The organism is Pseudomonas sp. HMSC076A11 (assembly GCF_001810205.1).
Taxonomy (GTDB): Bacteria; Pseudomonadota; Gammaproteobacteria; order Pseudomonadales; family Pseudomonadaceae; genus Pseudomonas; species Pseudomonas aeruginosa.
Genome location: NZ_KV800282.1, coordinates 19,393 through 34,082 on the forward strand (window position 1 = coordinate 19,393; position 14,690 = coordinate 34,082).

General features: G+C 67.0%; 15 protein-coding genes. 10 read left to right on the forward strand and 5 right to left on the reverse strand.

Translation table 11 applies throughout. The annotated features are described in order from the left end of the window. The first annotated feature begins 58 nt into the window (after nucleotides 1–58). The 3 genes from phuR (at nucleotide 59) to HMPREF2716_RS06375 (ending at nucleotide 3,396) form a co-directional block, all read left to right on the forward strand. Nucleotides 59–2,353, forward strand: coding sequence for a heme/hemoglobin uptake receptor PhuR (gene phuR / locus HMPREF2716_RS06365; protein WP_003095102.1), 2,295 nt, complete (start codon nucleotides 59–61; stop codon nucleotides 2,351–2,353). 102 nt (nucleotides 2,354–2,455) lie between these two features. Next, nucleotides 2,456–2,803, forward strand: a complete 348-nt coding sequence (locus tag HMPREF2716_RS06370) for a Rieske (2Fe-2S) protein (protein ID WP_073650764.1) — start codon at nucleotides 2,456–2,458, stop codon at nucleotides 2,801–2,803. Nucleotides 2,804–2,883: 80 nt separating this feature from the next. Continuing rightward, the gene (locus tag HMPREF2716_RS06375) at nucleotides 2,884–3,396 is read left to right on the forward strand and encodes a DUF4136 domain-containing protein (protein ID WP_003095104.1); all 513 of its coding nucleotides are present in this window, start codon (nucleotides 2,884–2,886) and stop codon (nucleotides 3,394–3,396) included. 3 nt (nucleotides 3,397–3,399) lie between these two features. Here HMPREF2716_RS06375 and HMPREF2716_RS06380 read toward each other — a convergent pair whose 3' ends face one another. Further along, a complete protein-coding gene (locus HMPREF2716_RS06380) occupies nucleotides 3,400–3,849 on the reverse strand; it encodes a DUF4345 family protein (protein ID WP_003095105.1) in 450 nt (149 codons plus the stop codon). 248 nt (nucleotides 3,850–4,097) lie between these two features. Between HMPREF2716_RS06380 and HMPREF2716_RS06385 the strand changes: the two genes are divergently transcribed. After that, on the forward strand, nucleotides 4,098–4,547 hold the full coding sequence (locus tag HMPREF2716_RS06385; RefSeq protein ID WP_003095106.1) for a DUF411 domain-containing protein: 450 nt from the start codon (nucleotides 4,098–4,100) through the stop codon (nucleotides 4,545–4,547). Between the two features lie 58 nt (nucleotides 4,548–4,605). Here the strand turns inward: HMPREF2716_RS06385 and alaC are convergent, their stop codons facing one another. Further along, nucleotides 4,606–5,841, reverse strand: a complete 1,236-nt coding sequence (gene alaC, locus HMPREF2716_RS06390; protein ID WP_004365361.1) for an alanine transaminase — start codon at nucleotides 5,839–5,841, stop codon at nucleotides 4,606–4,608. A 169-nt stretch (nucleotides 5,842–6,010) separates the two neighbouring features. On the opposite strand from alaC, the gene HMPREF2716_RS06395 reads away from it, so the two are divergent. Beyond that, nucleotides 6,011–6,865 (forward strand): PhzF family phenazine biosynthesis protein, encoded by an 855-nt coding sequence (locus tag HMPREF2716_RS06395; RefSeq protein WP_023518116.1) that lies wholly within the window; start codon nucleotides 6,011–6,013, stop codon nucleotides 6,863–6,865. Between the two features lie 67 nt (nucleotides 6,866–6,932). Then, the gene (locus HMPREF2716_RS06400) at nucleotides 6,933–7,829 is read left to right on the forward strand and encodes a KPN_02809 family neutral zinc metallopeptidase (RefSeq protein WP_023518117.1); all 897 of its coding nucleotides are present in this window, start codon (nucleotides 6,933–6,935) and stop codon (nucleotides 7,827–7,829) included. A 21-nt stretch (nucleotides 7,830–7,850) separates the two neighbouring features. Here HMPREF2716_RS06400 and HMPREF2716_RS06405 read toward each other — a convergent pair whose 3' ends face one another. After that, nucleotides 7,851–8,327 (reverse strand): SecDF P1 head subdomain-containing protein, encoded by a 477-nt coding sequence (locus HMPREF2716_RS06405; RefSeq protein ID WP_023518118.1) that lies wholly within the window; start codon nucleotides 8,325–8,327, stop codon nucleotides 7,851–7,853. A 413-nt stretch (nucleotides 8,328–8,740) separates the two neighbouring features. Here HMPREF2716_RS06405 and HMPREF2716_RS06410 point away from each other — a divergent pair, with 413 nt between their 5' ends. Beyond that, nucleotides 8,741–10,036, forward strand: a complete 1,296-nt coding sequence (locus HMPREF2716_RS06410) for an NCS2 family permease (RefSeq protein ID WP_003095114.1) — start codon at nucleotides 8,741–8,743, stop codon at nucleotides 10,034–10,036. Next, the gene (gene trmA / locus HMPREF2716_RS06415; RefSeq protein WP_023518119.1) at nucleotides 10,033–11,124 is read left to right on the forward strand and encodes a tRNA (uridine(54)-C5)-methyltransferase TrmA; all 1,092 of its coding nucleotides are present in this window, start codon (nucleotides 10,033–10,035) and stop codon (nucleotides 11,122–11,124) included. Before HMPREF2716_RS06410 ends, trmA begins: the two co-directional genes overlap by 4 nt. A gap of 31 nt (nucleotides 11,125–11,155) precedes the next feature. Here the strand turns inward: trmA and sfsA are convergent, their stop codons facing one another. Then, nucleotides 11,156–11,863, reverse strand: a complete 708-nt coding sequence (sfsA, locus tag HMPREF2716_RS06420; RefSeq protein ID WP_003123499.1) for a DNA/RNA nuclease SfsA — start codon at nucleotides 11,861–11,863, stop codon at nucleotides 11,156–11,158. Continuing rightward, nucleotides 11,863–13,035 carry a pyridoxal phosphate-dependent aminotransferase gene (locus HMPREF2716_RS06425; protein ID WP_003113459.1) on the reverse strand — a complete coding sequence of 391 codons (1,173 nt, stop codon included), beginning with the start codon at nucleotides 13,033–13,035 and terminating at the stop codon, nucleotides 11,863–11,865. Before HMPREF2716_RS06425 ends, sfsA begins: the two co-directional genes overlap by 1 nt. Nucleotides 13,036–13,227: 192 nt before the next feature. Between HMPREF2716_RS06425 and dksA the strand changes: the two genes are divergently transcribed. Then, nucleotides 13,228–13,674, forward strand: a complete 447-nt coding sequence (gene dksA, locus HMPREF2716_RS06430; protein WP_003095122.1) for an RNA polymerase-binding protein DksA — start codon at nucleotides 13,228–13,230, stop codon at nucleotides 13,672–13,674. Between the two features lie 67 nt (nucleotides 13,675–13,741). Then, on the forward strand, nucleotides 13,742–14,623 hold the full coding sequence (gene gluQRS / locus HMPREF2716_RS06435; RefSeq protein ID WP_003146131.1) for a tRNA glutamyl-Q(34) synthetase GluQRS: 882 nt from the start codon (nucleotides 13,742–13,744) through the stop codon (nucleotides 14,621–14,623). Nucleotides 14,624–14,690: the final 67 nt, after the last annotated feature.

Genomic DNA, 14,690 nt, shown 5'->3' on the forward strand with positions numbered 1-14,690 from the left:
CTTGTGCGCCCGACGTCCCCCTGACTATTCGCCACCGGCCCGACCCAAGGAGTCCCACATGCCGCTCTCCCCGCCCTTCGCCCTGCGCCCCTGCCTGGCCCTGCTGTTGCTCAGCCCTTCCCTGGCCCTGGCGGGGAACGCCGTCCCGCTGACCCCGACCACCATCACCGCCACCCGTACCGAGCAGGCAGTGGATTCGGTGCCAAGCACCGTCAGCGTGCAGACCCGCGAACAACTGGACCGGCAGAACGTCAACAACATCAAGGAACTGGTGCGCTACGAACCGGGAGTCTCGGTCGGCGGCGCCGGCCAGCGTGCCGGGATCACCGGCTACAACATCCGCGGCATCGACGGGAACCGCATCCTTACGCAGATCGACGGGGTCGAACTGCCCAACGACTTCTTCAGCGGCCCCTACGCGCAGACCCACCGCAACTACGTCGATCCGGACATCGTAAAGCGCGTGGAAATCCTTCGCGGCCCGGCCTCGGCGCTGTACGGCAGCAACGCCATCGGCGGCGCGGTGAGCTACTTCACCCTCGACCCGTCGGACATCATCAAGGACGGCAAGGACGTCGGCGCCCGGCTGAAGGCCGGCTACGAGTCGGCCAGCCACTCCTGGTTGACCTCGGCCACCGTCGCCGGCCGCGCCGACGACTTCGACGGCCTGCTGCATTATGGCTACCGCCAGGGCCACGAGACCGAATCCAACGGCGGCCACGGCGGCACCGGGCTCTCGCGCAGCGAAGCCAACCCGGAAGACGCCGACAGCTACAGCCTGCTCGGCAAGCTGGGCTGGAACTACGCCGAGGGCAGCCGCTTCGGGCTGGTCTTCGAGAAGTACAAGAGCGACGTCGATACCGACCAGAAGAGCGCCTATGGCGGCCCGTACGACAAGGGCAAGCCGGCCATCCCGCCGAGCATGCTGCCGGGCGGCATGTACCAGTGGCGCAAGGGCAACGACACCCTGACTCGCGAGCGCTACGGCCTGGAGCACCATTTCCTGCTCGACAGCCCGGTCGCCGATCGCATCCAATGGAGCCTGAACTACCAGTTGGCGAAGACCGACCAGGCGACCCGCGAGTTCTACTACCCGATCACCCGCAAGGTCCTGCGTACCCGCGACACTACCTACAAGGAACGCCTGTGGGTCTTCGACAGCCAGTTGGACAAGAGCTTCGCCATCGGCGAGACCGAGCACCTGCTGAGCTACGGGATCAATCTCAAGCACCAGAAGGTCACCGGCATGCGCAGCGGCACCGGCACCAACCTGGACACCGGCGCGGACAGCCCGCGCGATGCCCTGGAACGCAGCAGCGACTTTCCCGATCCGACGGTGAAGACCTACGCCCTGTTCGCCCAGGACAGCATCAGCTGGAACGACTGGACCTTCACTCCCGGCCTGCGTTACGACTACACGCGCATGGAGCCGCACATCACCGACGAGTTCCTGCGCACCATGAAGCAGAGCCAGAACACCGCGGTCGACGAGTCGGACAAGAAATGGCACCGGGTTTCGCCCAAGTTCGGCGTGACCTACGACTTCGCCCAGCACTACACCTGGTACGGCCAATACGCCCAGGGCTTCCGCACGCCCACCGCCAAGGCGCTGTACGGTCGATTCGAGAACCTGCAGGCGGGCTACCACATCGAGCCTAACCCCAACCTCAAGCCGGAAAAGAGCCAGAGCTTCGAGACCGGGTTGCGCGGCAAGTTCGACGAAGGCAGCTTCGGCGTAGCGGTGTTCTACAACAAATATCGCGACTTCATCGACGAAGACGCCCTGAATACCGATAGCACCGGCGGCAACGGCCAGACCTTCCAGTCCAACAACATCGAGCGGGCGGTGATCAAGGGCGTCGAGCTCAAGGGCCGCCTGGAGCTGGGCGCCTTCGGCGCGCCGCAGGGACTCTACACCCAGGGCAGCGTGGCCTACGCCTACGGTCGCAACAAGGACAACGGCGAGCCGATCAACAGCGTCAACCCACTCACCGGAGTGTTCGGCCTGGGCTACGACGAAGCAGACGGCAACTACGGCGGGCTGCTCAGCTGGACCCTGGTCAAACGCAAGGATCGCGTCGACGACAGCACCTTCCACACCCCGGATGGCACCGCCAGCCAGTTCAAGACCCCGGGCTTCGGCGTCCTCGACCTCAGCGCCTACTACAGGCTGAGCAAGGACCTGACCCTCAACGCCGGTCTCTACAATCTGACCGACAAGAAATACTGGCTGTGGGATGACGTGCGCGGCTACGACAGCGTCGGCGAGGCTTCGGCGCTGGCCCCGGCCAACATCGACCGGCTGTCCCAGCCAGGCCGTAATTTCGCGGTCAACCTGGTCTGGGACATCTGACCCGTTACCCCTTCGCACACGGAAGTGCCCCCATACCCAGCGCCTGGCCATGCCGGGCGCTTTCCATGCCACAGGTGAAAGCCGTCCTCCGGATCAGGGATAATGATCCCGGCAAACGGAGCGCCCATGATCCACCTGTGTCCCTCTTCCCATCTCGCCGAAGGCAACAGCCGCGGCTTCCTCGTCGATGAGCGGCGGCTGTTCGCGGTGCGTCGCGACGGCCGCGCCTACATCTACCTGAACCGCTGCCCGCATCGCGGCATCCCGTTGGAGTGGCAGCCCGATGCCTTCCTCGACGACAGCGCCAGCCTGATCCGTTGCGCCAGCCACGGCGCGCTGTTCCTCATCGAGTCCGGCGAGTGCATCGCCGGCCCCTGCGCTGGCGAGCGCTTGCGCGCCCTGCCCTGCCGGGAAGACGCCGAAGGCCTCTGGGTGGAGCTGGACGACTGACCCAACGGGGGATGGGCGGCAAGCCGCGAGGCAACGGCTAGGCTTGCGGCACAAAGATAAAAAAGAGGAAGGAACGCGCCATGCGCCGATTCAGCCTGCGCTTCGTCCTGCTGCTCCTGTTCGGCCTGCTGCTCTATGCCTGCCGCAATGAACCGGGCCCCGTACGGCTCGCCCCTGGCGTAACAGCGGCGGATTACCGGACTTTCTTCATCCAGGCGGTACGCGCCGAGGGGCACCGCATCGACTTCGAGGAGCGTTTCGATACGGCCGTGCGCCGCGCCCTGGAGGCCAAGGGCTATCGCTACCAGGCGGAACACGGCGACCTGCGGGTGATCTACGCCCTCGGCCTGCAACGCCAGCCGGGCCTGGAAATGCGCCCGGTGATCACCCAGGATGGCGTCTTCACCCAGACCCAACTGACCGAAGACACCGAGGCCAGGCTGGCGCTGCGCATCCTTGATGAAAGCAACGGCAGGGTCCTTCTGGAAAGCGTGCTGAGCCGCCAACTGCACGATCCGGCGCTGACCCAGGAAGCGTTCGACCGCGGCGTCGCGCAGTTGCTGAAGGACTTCCCGAGTCGCAGTCAACCTTGAATGTCACAGGCCGTCGAAGTCGTCCTCGCGACGCTCGGCGCTCTCGCCGGGTGCCGACAGCCGGGGCGGCCGCCGTTGCAGCCACCACAGGGCGGCGATCCCCAGGGCAGCCATTGCGCCACGGAACAGCAAGCCGAACAGGTTGCCGTCGGCCTCCATCCCGCCCTCGATCCAGGCAATCAATAGCCGCGACAGGGTCAGGATCGATTGCAGCAGCACTACCAGGATCAATGCCGGCTGCACCAGCGAAGCCCGGCGCAGGGCGAACAGCAGGAACAACGCCAGGGCGAACTGATGGCCGCCATAGAACACCCGCGCATCGCTGACCGCCGAAGGCTCCATCAGCAGCATGCCACTGAGATTGGCCATCTCGTAGGGACGCACCCAGTACAGCACTCCCAGCGCGCCCCATACCAGCGCCTGAACCAGCAAAACCAAACGGGCGAAGAGCATCCCCTTTCTCCTCGGGCCTGTTGCCCCAGCGGTCAGTTCGACACCGGCGGCGAACGCCCCGGCAACCCTAAGGACAGCAGACCCAAACCGCGCCGACGAGTTCGCTGCGACAATCCGTCCCTGCCCAACGGCACCCCGGCGCGGCGGGCAGCGCATCGCTTCGTCACAAGTGGATACAGCTCACCGGCTGGGTGGCGGCGGGTGCCAGCGGTATGCTCCCGGCATTCGCTCGCAGCAAGGAGAATCCCATGCGCCGCTTCGCTCCCCTGGCCGTCCTGGCCGCCACCCTGCTCCACGGTTCCCTGGTCCAGGCCGCCGAACCGCTGGCCATCGACGTCCACCGCGACGCCAACTGCGGCTGCTGCAAGGACTGGATCAAGCACCTCGAAGCCAACGGTTTCAAGGTCACCGACCATGTGGAAGCAGACATGAGCGCAGTCAAGAGCCGCCTCGGCGTGCCCTACAGCATGGGCTCCTGTCATACCGGAGTGATCGACGGCAAGTTCGTCGAAGGCCACGTGCCGGCAGCCGACATCCTCAAGCTGCGCGAACGCGCCGACCTGGTCGGCGCCGCCGTACCGGGCATGCCGGTCGGCTCGCCGGGCATGGAAATGGGCGACCGCCAGGACGCCTACCAGGTCGTCGGCCTGACCAGGAGCGGCCAGGCCTCGGTCCTGGCGGAGTACCCGGGACGCTAACGAAAACGCCGTTTCCCCCAGGGGAAACGGCGTTTTTCCTTGTAGCAGGGCGTGAGGATCACTCCGCCAGGCTATCGACCTTCCTCTGCGGCGACAGCAGCCCGTCGGCGCGGAACATCGACTTGATCCCGCGCACCGCCTGGCGCAGGCGGTCGCGGTTCTCGATCAGGGCGAAACGCACATGATCGTCGCCGTAGTCGCCGAAGCCGATCCCCGGCGACACCGAGACCTTGGCGTCCTGCAACAGCTTCTTGGCGAACTCCAGCGAGCCCAGATGCGCGTAGGGCTCGGGGATCTTCGCCCAGACGTACATCGAGGCCTTCGGGTTCTCCACCATCCAGCCGGCCTCGCGCAGCCCCTTCACCAGGACGTCGCGGCGCTGCTGGTACTGCCGGGCGATATCGCGGACGCACTGCTGGTCGCCTTCCAGAGCGGCGATGGCCGCCACCTGCAGGGGCGTGAAGGTACCGTAGTCGTGGTAGCTCTTGATCCGCGCCAGGGCCGAGACCAGCTCGGGATTGCCGACCATGAAGCCGATCCGCCAGCCGGCCATGTTGTAGCTCTTCGACAGGGTGAAGAACTCCACGGCGATATCCTTGGCACCCGGTACCTGCATGATCGACGGCGCTTTCCAGCCGTCGTAGACGATGTCTGCATAGGCCAGGTCGTGCACGACCATCACGTCGTACTGCTTGGCCAGCGCCACCACGCGCTCGAAGAAGTCCAGCTCGACGCACTGCGCGGTAGGGTTGGAGGGGAAACCGAGAATCATCATGCGCGGCTTGGGAATCGATTCGCGGATCGCCCGTTCCAGCTCGTTGAAGAAATCGATGCCCGGCACCAGCGGCACCGAGCGCACCTGGGCGCCGGCGATCACCGCACCGTAGATGTGGATCGGATAGCTCGGGTTGGGCACGAGGATGGTGTCGCCATGGTCGAGGGTCGCCAGCATCAGGTGCGCGAGGCCTTCCTTGGAGCCGATGGTGACTATGGCTTCGCTTTCCGGGTCGATCTGCACGTCGTAGCGGTCGCGGTACCAGTGCGAGATGGCCCGGCGCAGGCGCGGGATGCCGCGCGAGGTGGAGTAGCCATGGGTGTCTTCGCGCTGGGCGACGGTGCAGAGCTTCTCGACGATATGCGGCGGGGTCGGCCCGTCGGGATTGCCCATGCTCAGGTCGATGATGTCCTCGCCACGGCGACGAGCGGCCATCTTCAGTTCGGCGGTGATATTGAAAACGTAGGGGGGAAGGCGGTCGATGCGCGCGAAACGGCGCGCAGGGCGTGATTCAGCCATGCTGTCCTCGGAGTAACGTAAGCGCCCGGAACCGTCCGAGCGACGCCGGCCGCTGCGGCGGCCTGGAAAGCGCCAGCCAGGCGCTTTCTTGTCGGCGAACATAAAGGCCGATAGGCTGCTTGTCGAGTCCCCCCTCGCGTTTTTCATTCCATTTCACAGGAAAAGGCCCATGTCCCGACGCTACTGGCAACTCGATGTGTTCGCCGAGCGTCCGCTCACCGGCAACGGCCTGGCCGTGTTCGACGACGCCAGCGCCCTCGATGACGCCGCCATGCAGGCCTGGACCCGCGAACTGCGCCAGTTCGAGTCGATCTTCCTGCTGCCGGGCGACGACCCACGGGCCTTCCGCGCACGCATCTTCACCCTGGAGGAAGAACTGCCGTTCGCCGGCCACCCGCTGCTCGGCGCCGCCGCCCTGCTCCATCACCTGCGCGGCGGCGACAACGAACAGCACTGGACGCTGCACCTGGCCAGCAAGTCGGTGGCCCTGCGCAGCGTGCGGGCGGGCAGAGGTTTCTACGCCGAGATGGACCAGGGCCACGCCGAATTCGGCGCCACCCCGGACGCCGGGACCTGCCGCTGGTTCGCCGAAGCCTTCTCGCTATCGGCCAACGACCTGTCCGGGCATCCGCCGCGGGTGGTGAGCACCGGCCTGCCCTACCTGCTCCTGCCGGTGACCGCCGAGGCGCTGGGTCGAGCCCGTCAGGTCAACGATTTGCAAGAAGCCCTGGATAAACTCGGCGCGGCGTTTGTCTATCTGCTCGACGTCGACGGGCGCGAGGGCCGGACCTGGGACAACCTGGGGCTGGTGGAAGACGTGGCTACCGGCAGCGCTGCCGGTCCGGTCGCCGCCTACCTGGTGGAATACGGGCTTGCCGCGCGCGGCGAACCCTTCGTCCTGCACCAGGGACGCTTCCTCGAGCGGCCGAGCCGGCTCGACGTCCAGGTCGCGACAGACGGTAGCGTAAGGGTCGGCGGCCACGTCCAACTGCTCGCCCGCGCCGAGCTGCTGACCTCGGCCTGACGGTCGGGGTGGCGCTGGCGGCGGACGACGACAACACTGAAGAAGCGAAACGTACAGGAGAACCGCCATGCTCTGGCGCAAAGGACGACGCAGTGACAACGTGATTGATGCCCGGGGCGAAGGAGGCGCAGGTGGCGGCGGTGGCGGCATGCGCATCGGCGGCAAGGGCCTCAGCCTGGGTGGGGTGGCCATCGTGGTGGTGGTCGGCCTGCTGATGGGCCAGGACCCGATGCAGATTCTCGGGTCGCTGCTCGGCCAGATGGACAGCCCGGCGCCGGCCACCCAGCAGCAGGCCGGCGGTCGGGCCCCGGCGGCCAACGACGAGCAGAGCGAGTTCGTCCGCTCGATCCTCGGCGACACCGAGGACACCTGGGAACAGATCTTCGCCAGCGGCCAGGCACAATACCAACAGCCCAAGCTGGTGCTGTTCAGCAATGGGGTGAATTCCGCCTGCGGCTTCGCCTCGTCGGCCACCGGGCCGTTCTACTGTCCGGCCGACCGCCGGGTCTACCTCGACCTGGAGTTCTTCCGCGAGATGGAACAGCGCTTCTCCGCCGCCGGCGACTTCGCCCAGGCCTATGTGATCGCCCACGAGGTCGGCCACCACGTGCAGAACCTGATGGGCATCTCGGCCAAGATCAACGCAGCCCGCCAGCGCGGCGCGCGCATGGAGGGCGCCAACGGCCTGTCGGTACGCCAGGAACTGCAGGCGGACTGCTTCGCCGGGGTCTGGGCCAACCGTGCACAGCAGCGGCTGAACTGGCTGGAGCCGGGCGACATCGAGGAAGCCCTGAACGCCGCCAACGCCATCGGCGACGATCGCCTGCAACGCCAGGGCCGCGGCATGGTGGTGCCGGATTCCTTCACCCATGGCTCCTCGGCGCAACGCATGCGCTGGTTCAAGACCGGCTTCGAGAGCGGCTCGCCGGCCAGTTGCGATACCTTCAAGGCCCAGACGCTCTGAGCCTCGCCGCCAGCCGGGCGCTTAGCGCCCCGGCTGGCTTCCCAGCGCATTCAACTGATCGGCCAGTTCCCTGGCCTCGTAGACCGAAGCCAACCCGTCGAGATAGACCTTGCCGTTGCGGATCGGCTCGCGCACCCGCGGCGCCAGGCGCAGGCGCCCGTCCACCAGTACCGCGAGAGTGCGCCCCCGGGCCTCGCCGGTCAGCGCGGCCAGGCGGCGGGCGGCCGGTTCGGTGAAGGTGACTTCGACGCCGGGTCGACCGTTCTGGTCGTACAGGACCTCGGCGCGGAGTACGTCAGCCTGGGTCAGGCTGGGCTTCAGCGCCACCAGCATGGCCTTGCCCTGCGGGTCGGCCAGGGTGCGGAACGCCGCGGAAGGCGAGCTGGCGGTGGCATAGACCCCGAAGCTGTGCTGCGGGATCGGCAGCGGATCGCTGGCGCAGGCGGCCAGCAGCAGCGCCAGGCCCAGCGGAAGGAGTGCGAGTTTCGAGCGTTTCATGATGAGGTACTGCAGAAAACCTAGGCGGAGCGTCCGTCCGGACGCCAACGCCTATGTTAACGCCGACCGCGCCGGGCGGGCGAGCAGGCCCTTCCGCGAGGCGACGATCGACTAGACTGGCGGAAATTCACCCCTCTCCCGCGAACTGGTATGATGCGCGCCTTTTCGAGCCGTATGAACCCCACGCAGGCCGCCGCGAGGCCCCTGGCGTGCGTGGGTCGTTTCATGCGGCTCGCGCATTTTCGGGACTCAGCCGTCTGCCGGGATCGTTCGCGATACCGCGCCGACGAGACAGCGATGCAACGCCCGCCACGCGGAAATTCGGTTTTCCCTGGTCGGCGGCCGGCTCCACGGCCGGCCACTTCTGCTGGCGCCATGGGGATCGTTGCAGAGCACATTCAGGGGAATCCAACATGCTGGAAAAGCTGTTTCAACTAAAGGCGCACAACACCACGGTGCGCACCGAGATCCTGGCGGGGATCACCACCTTCCTGACCATGGCCTACATCCTCTTCGTCAACCCGAGCATCCTCGGCGAGACCGGCATGGACAAGGGCGCGGTGTTCGTCGCCACCTGCCTGGCAGCGGCCATCGGCTCGACCATCATGGGCCTGATCGCCAACTACCCGATCGCCCTGGCCCCCGGCATGGGCCTCAACGCCTTCTTCACCTACACCGTGGTGCTGCACATGGGCCACAGCTGGCAGGTCGCGCTGGGCGCAGTGTTCATTTCCGCCACCATGTTCTTCCTGCTGTCGATCTTTCGCATCCGCGAATGGATCATCAACAGCATCCCCCTGCCGCTGCGCTCGGCGATCGCCGCCGGCATCGGCCTGTTCCTCGCACTGATTGCCCTGCAGAACGCGGGCATCGTGGTGGACAACCCGGCAACCCTGATCGGCATGGGCGACCTGACCAAGCCGGCACCGATCCTCGCCACCCTCGGCTTCATCCTGATCGTCGCCCTGGAGGCGCGTAGCGTCACCGGCGCGGTGCTGATCGGTATCCTGGTGGTCACCGCCATCGCCATCCTGCTCGGCGTGACCCAGTTCGGCGGCGTGGTCTCGATGCCGCCGTCGCTGGCGCCGACCTTCCTCCAACTGGACATCAAGGGCGCGCTGGACATCGGTCTGGTCAGCGTGATCTTCGCCTTCCTCTTCGTCGACCTGTTCGACAACTCCGGCACCCTGATCGGCGTCGCCAAGCGCGCCGGACTGATGGGCAAGGACGGCCACATGCCGAAGATGGGCCGCGCGCTGATCGCCGACAGTACCGCCGCCATGGGCGGCTCGCTGCTGGGCACCTCGACCACCACCAGCTACATCGAGTCCGCCGCGGGCGTCAGCGCCGGCGGCCGCACCGGCCTGACCGCCATCGTCGTCGCCATCCTGTTCCTCCTCGCGCTGTTCTTCGCCCCACTGGCCGGCAGCGTACCGGCCTTCGCCACCGCCCCGGCGCTGCTCTTCGTCGCCGTGCTGATGGCCTCGGGCCTGGCAGAGATCGACTGGGAAGACATCACCGTCGCCGCGCCGGTGGTCGTCACCGCGCTGGCCATGCCGTTCACCTACTCGATCGCCACCGGCATCGCCTTCGGCTTCATATCCTGGACCGCGATCAAGGTGCTGTCCGGGCGCTGGCGCGAACTGAACCCGGCGCTGGTGATCCTCTCCGTCCTGTTCGTGATCAAGCTGGGCTTCTTCAACGCATGAGCCGTCCACAGTTCGACCCCAGCGCCTACGCCGCGCAACTGGAAGACAAGAAGTCCCGCCTCGCCGGATTGCTGGCCCCGTTCGCGGCACCCGCGCCGGAGGTCTTCGAGTCGCCGCGAGAGCATTACCGGCTGCGCGCCGAATTCCGCCTGTGGCGGGAAACCGGCAACGAGAAGCGTCACTACGCGATGTTCGAGCAGGGCGACAAGCACACGCCGATCCTGATCGAGGATTTCCCCATCGCCAGCCGCCGCATCAACGAACTGATGCCGCGCCTGAAGGCGGCCTGGGCCGACCCGGCGCTGGGCTTCAAGCTGTTCCAGGTGGAGTTTCTCACCACCCTGGCCGGCGACGCGCTGATCACCCTCTGCTACCACCGGCCGATCGACGACGCCTGGCGACAGGCAGCGGAAAAGCTCGCGGCGGAACTGGGCGTGAACCTGGTCGGGCGTTCGCGCGGCAAGCGTATCGTCGTCGGACGCGACTATGTGGAGGAGGAACTGTCGGTCGCCGGCCGGCGCTTCCGCTACCGCCAGCCCGAGGGGGCTTTCACCCAGCCCAACGGCGAGGTCAACCAGAAGATGCTCGGCTGGGCCTACGAGGCGCTCGGCCAGCGCGACGACGACCTGCTCGAACTGTACTGCGGCAACGGCAACTTCACCCTGCCCCTGGCCACCCGGGTACGCAAGGTGCTGGCCACCGAGATCAGCAAGTCCTCGGTCAATGCGGCGCTGGCCAACCTGGCCGACAACGCGGTGGACAACGTCAGCCTGGTGCGCCTGTCGGCCGAAGAGCTGACCCAGGCGCTGAACGAGGTTCGCCCGTTCCGCCGCCTGGCCGACATCGATCTGAAGAGCTACGCCTTCGGCAATGTCTTCGTCGATCCGCCACGAGCCGGCATGGATCCGGACACCTGCGAGCTGACCCGGCGCTTCGAGCGCATCCTGTACATTTCGTGCAACCCGGAAACCCTGGCGCAGAACATCGCTCAACTGCACGACACGCACCGGATCAGCCGCTGCGCGCTGTTCGACCAGTTCCCCTACACCCACCACATGGAAACCGGCGTCCTGCTCGAACGCCGCTGAGAGTGGCCGCGCCCCACGGCGCGGCTGTGCCTCAGAGTCGCACCGGGAGGCGCCGCGCCAGGTGCAATCCTTCCGTCGTCACCTCGGCGCCATAGGCCAGCACCTCGACGCCCGCTTGCGCCGCCTCGCGCAACGCCTTGCCATAGGCTGGATCGATCTCGTCGGCGGGGCGCACCGCCTCGACCCCGGAAAGGTTCACGCAGTACAGCTGCACCGCGCGGATCCCCTTCCGCGCCAGCGCCGCCAGTTCGCGCAGGTGCTTGGCGCCGCGCAGCGTCACCGCGTCGGGAAAGGCCGCCACGGCGGTTTCGTCGAAGCCCAGGGTGACGCTCTTCACCTCGATGAACAGTGCGCCCGTGGGGTATTCCAGGCGAAAGTCGGCGCGACTGTTCTCCACGCCGTAGGCCACTTCCCGGCGCAGAGCGGTGAAACCGGCAAGCTCCGCGATGATCCCAGCCAGCAGCGCCTCCTCTACCAGGCGGTTGGCCCGCGCCGTGTTGACGCAGGCCAGGCGGCCCTGCGGAGTCTCGCTCAGCTCCCAGGTCCCCGGCAGCTTGCGCTTGGGGTCGTTGGAGCGGCTGAACCAGACCCGGCAACCTTCGCTCATGCAATTGAGCATCGAACCGGTATTCGGACAGTGGATAGTCAGGCGCTCGCCACCGGCGCTCTCGATATCGGCGAGGAAACGCTTGTAGCGACGCAGCAGGCGGCCTTCTTCCAGTGGCTGCTCGAAACGCATCAGGGCCGCCAGTTCTTCAGGCCGCGGGCGATCCGCTCCACCGCTTCCTGCAGGCGCGGCAGGTTCTGGGTATAGGCGAAACGCACGTGGTGGCCGGCCTGGTGGCGGCCGAAATCCAGCCCCGGAGTGAAGGCCACGTGCTCGGTCTCGATGAAGTGCTTGCAGAAGGCGTAGGCATCACCGCCGAACGCGCTGATATCGGCGTAGAGATAGAAGGCGCCTTCCGGCTCCACGGCGATTCCGAAACCCAGCTCGCGCAGGGCCGGCAGGAGGAAGTCGCGACGGCGGGCGAACTCTTCGCGACGCTCTTCGAGAATGGCGATGGTGGTCGGCTCGAAACAGGCCAGCGCGGCCTGCTGGGCCATGCTCGGCGCGCTGATGTAGAGGTTCTGCGCCAGCTTCTCCAGTTCAGGCACCGCCGCTGTCGGCGCCACCAGCCAGCCCAGGCGCCACCCGGTCATGCCGAAATACTTGGAAAAACTATTCAGGACGAAAGCGTCGTCGTCGACTTCCAGCACCGAGGCGGCGTCCACGCCATAGGTCAGGCCGTGATAGATCTCGTCCACCACCAGGTGCCCGCCGCGGGCCTTCAAGGCGCCCGACAGGCCGGCCAGTTCGTCGCGATCGAGCAGGGTCCCGGTCGGATTCGCCGGCGTCGCCACCAGAGCGCCTACACTGTCTGAATCCCAGTGCCGCTCGATGAGATCCGGCGTCAGTTGGTAACGGCTGTCCGGCCCCACCGGCACCAGTTGCGCGGCGCCTTCCACCAGGCGCAGGAAATGCCTGTTGCACGGGTAGCCCGGGTCGGCGAGCAACCAGTGGCGGCCGGGGTCGACCAGCAAGCTGCTGGCCAGCAGCAGGGCGCCGGAGCCGCCCGGAGTGACCAGCACGCGCTGCGGGTCGAGGTCGACCCCGTAGCGTTCGCCGTAGAATTTCGCGATCGCCTCGCGCAGCGCCGGCAGGCCGCGGGCGGCGGTGTAGCGGGTATGCCCGGCGGCCAGGGCGGCGCGCCCGGCCTCGACGATCGGCTCGGCCGTGGTGAAGTCCGGCTCGCCGATCTCCAGGTGGATCACATCGTGGCCGGCGGCCTGCAACTCGTTGGCCCGCGCCAGCAGGGCCATAACATGGAAAGGCTCGATGGCCCGACTGCGCGCGCTATAGGAGGTAGCCATGGATATTCCGAACTTTGCGAGGAAAAACCGATTCTAACCAAGCCATTACGCGGGCGACACCAGCCTCGACAACCGGGAGTAGCGCCAAGGTTATCGTTCTGGTAAGTTCGCCCGCTTGCGACCGCGGGGCCGGAGAGCCGGCGAGGGAACCCTGCCGCGGACAGGATTAGCGAAAGTGAGAGGCGGCCATTCATGTCCACCAAAGCAAAACAACAGAGCAGCCAGCAGATGACCCGCGGCTTCGAACCCTATCAGGAAACCAAGGGCGAGGAGTACATGAGCGAGCGCATGCGCGCGCACTTCACCGCGATCCTGAACAAATGGAAACAGGAGCTGATGGAAGAGGTCGACCGTACCGTGCATCACATGCAGGACGAAGCGGCCAACTTCCCCGATCCGGCCGACCGCGCCAGCCAGGAAGAAGAATTCAGCCTGGAACTGCGCGCCCGCGACCGCGAGCGCAAGCTGATCAAGAAGATCGACGAGACCCTGCAACTGATCGAAGACGAAGAGTACGGCTGGTGCGACTCCTGCGGCGTCGAGATTGGCATCCGTCGCCTGGAGGCACGCCCCACCGCGACCCTCTGCATCGACTGCAAGACCCTCGCGGAAATCCGCGAGAAGCAACTCGGCTCCTGAGCCGGACCGACGGGGCGCCAAGGCGCCCCGTTTCGTTTCCGCCGTTCCCCGCCGCACCGCCCGCGCCATGACCTCTTCCTATGTAGGCCGCTTCGCCCCGACGCCCAGCGGCTACCTGCACTTCGGTTCCCTGGTGGCGGCCGTCGCCTCCTACCTGGACGCGCGTGCCGTCGGCGGCCGCTGGCTGGTGCGCATGGAGGACCTCGACCCGCCCCGCGAAGTCCCGGGCGCCCAGCAGGCGATCCTGGAAACCCTGGAGCGCTACGGCTTCGAATGGGACGGCGCGGTGGAGCGGCAGAGCGAACGCTTCCCGGCCTACGCCGCAGTGGTCGAGCAACTGCTGCGCAGCGGCCTGGCCTACGCCTGCACTTGCTCGCGCAAGCAGCTTGAGGGATTCGCCGGGATCTACCCGGGCTTCTGCCGCGACGCCGGGCACGCCCGCGAGGATGCGGCGATCCGCCTGCGCGTGCCGGAGCTGGAATATCGCTTCGTCGACCGCGTGCAGGGCGAAGTCCGCCAGCATCTCGGCCGCGAGGTCGGCGATTTCGTCATCCAGCGCCGCGATGGCTTCTACGCCTACCAACTGGCGGTGGTGCTGGACGACGCCTGGCAGGGCATCACCGACATCGTCCGCGGCGCCGACCTGCTCGACTCGACCCCGCGCCAGCTTTACCTCCAGGAATTGCTGGGGTTGAGCCAGCCGCGCTACCTGCACGTGCCGCTGATCGTCCAGCCGGACGGGCACAAGCTCGGCAAGTCCTACCGCTCCCCGCCACTGCCCGCCGAGCAGGCCGCCGCGCCGCTGACCCGCGCCCTGCGCGCGCTCGGCCAGCGGCCGCCGGCCGAACTGGCCCAGGCCAGCGCCAGCGAGGCGCTGGCCTGGGGCGTCGCGCACTGGGACGCCACGCGCATCCCGCGCTGCGCTACCCTTCCCGAGGAACGCCTGTAGCCCGCCCGGCGGCTTGCCGGCACCCACCCGCAGCCTGTAGCCTGCCGGCCCAAGCATGAGGGAAGCG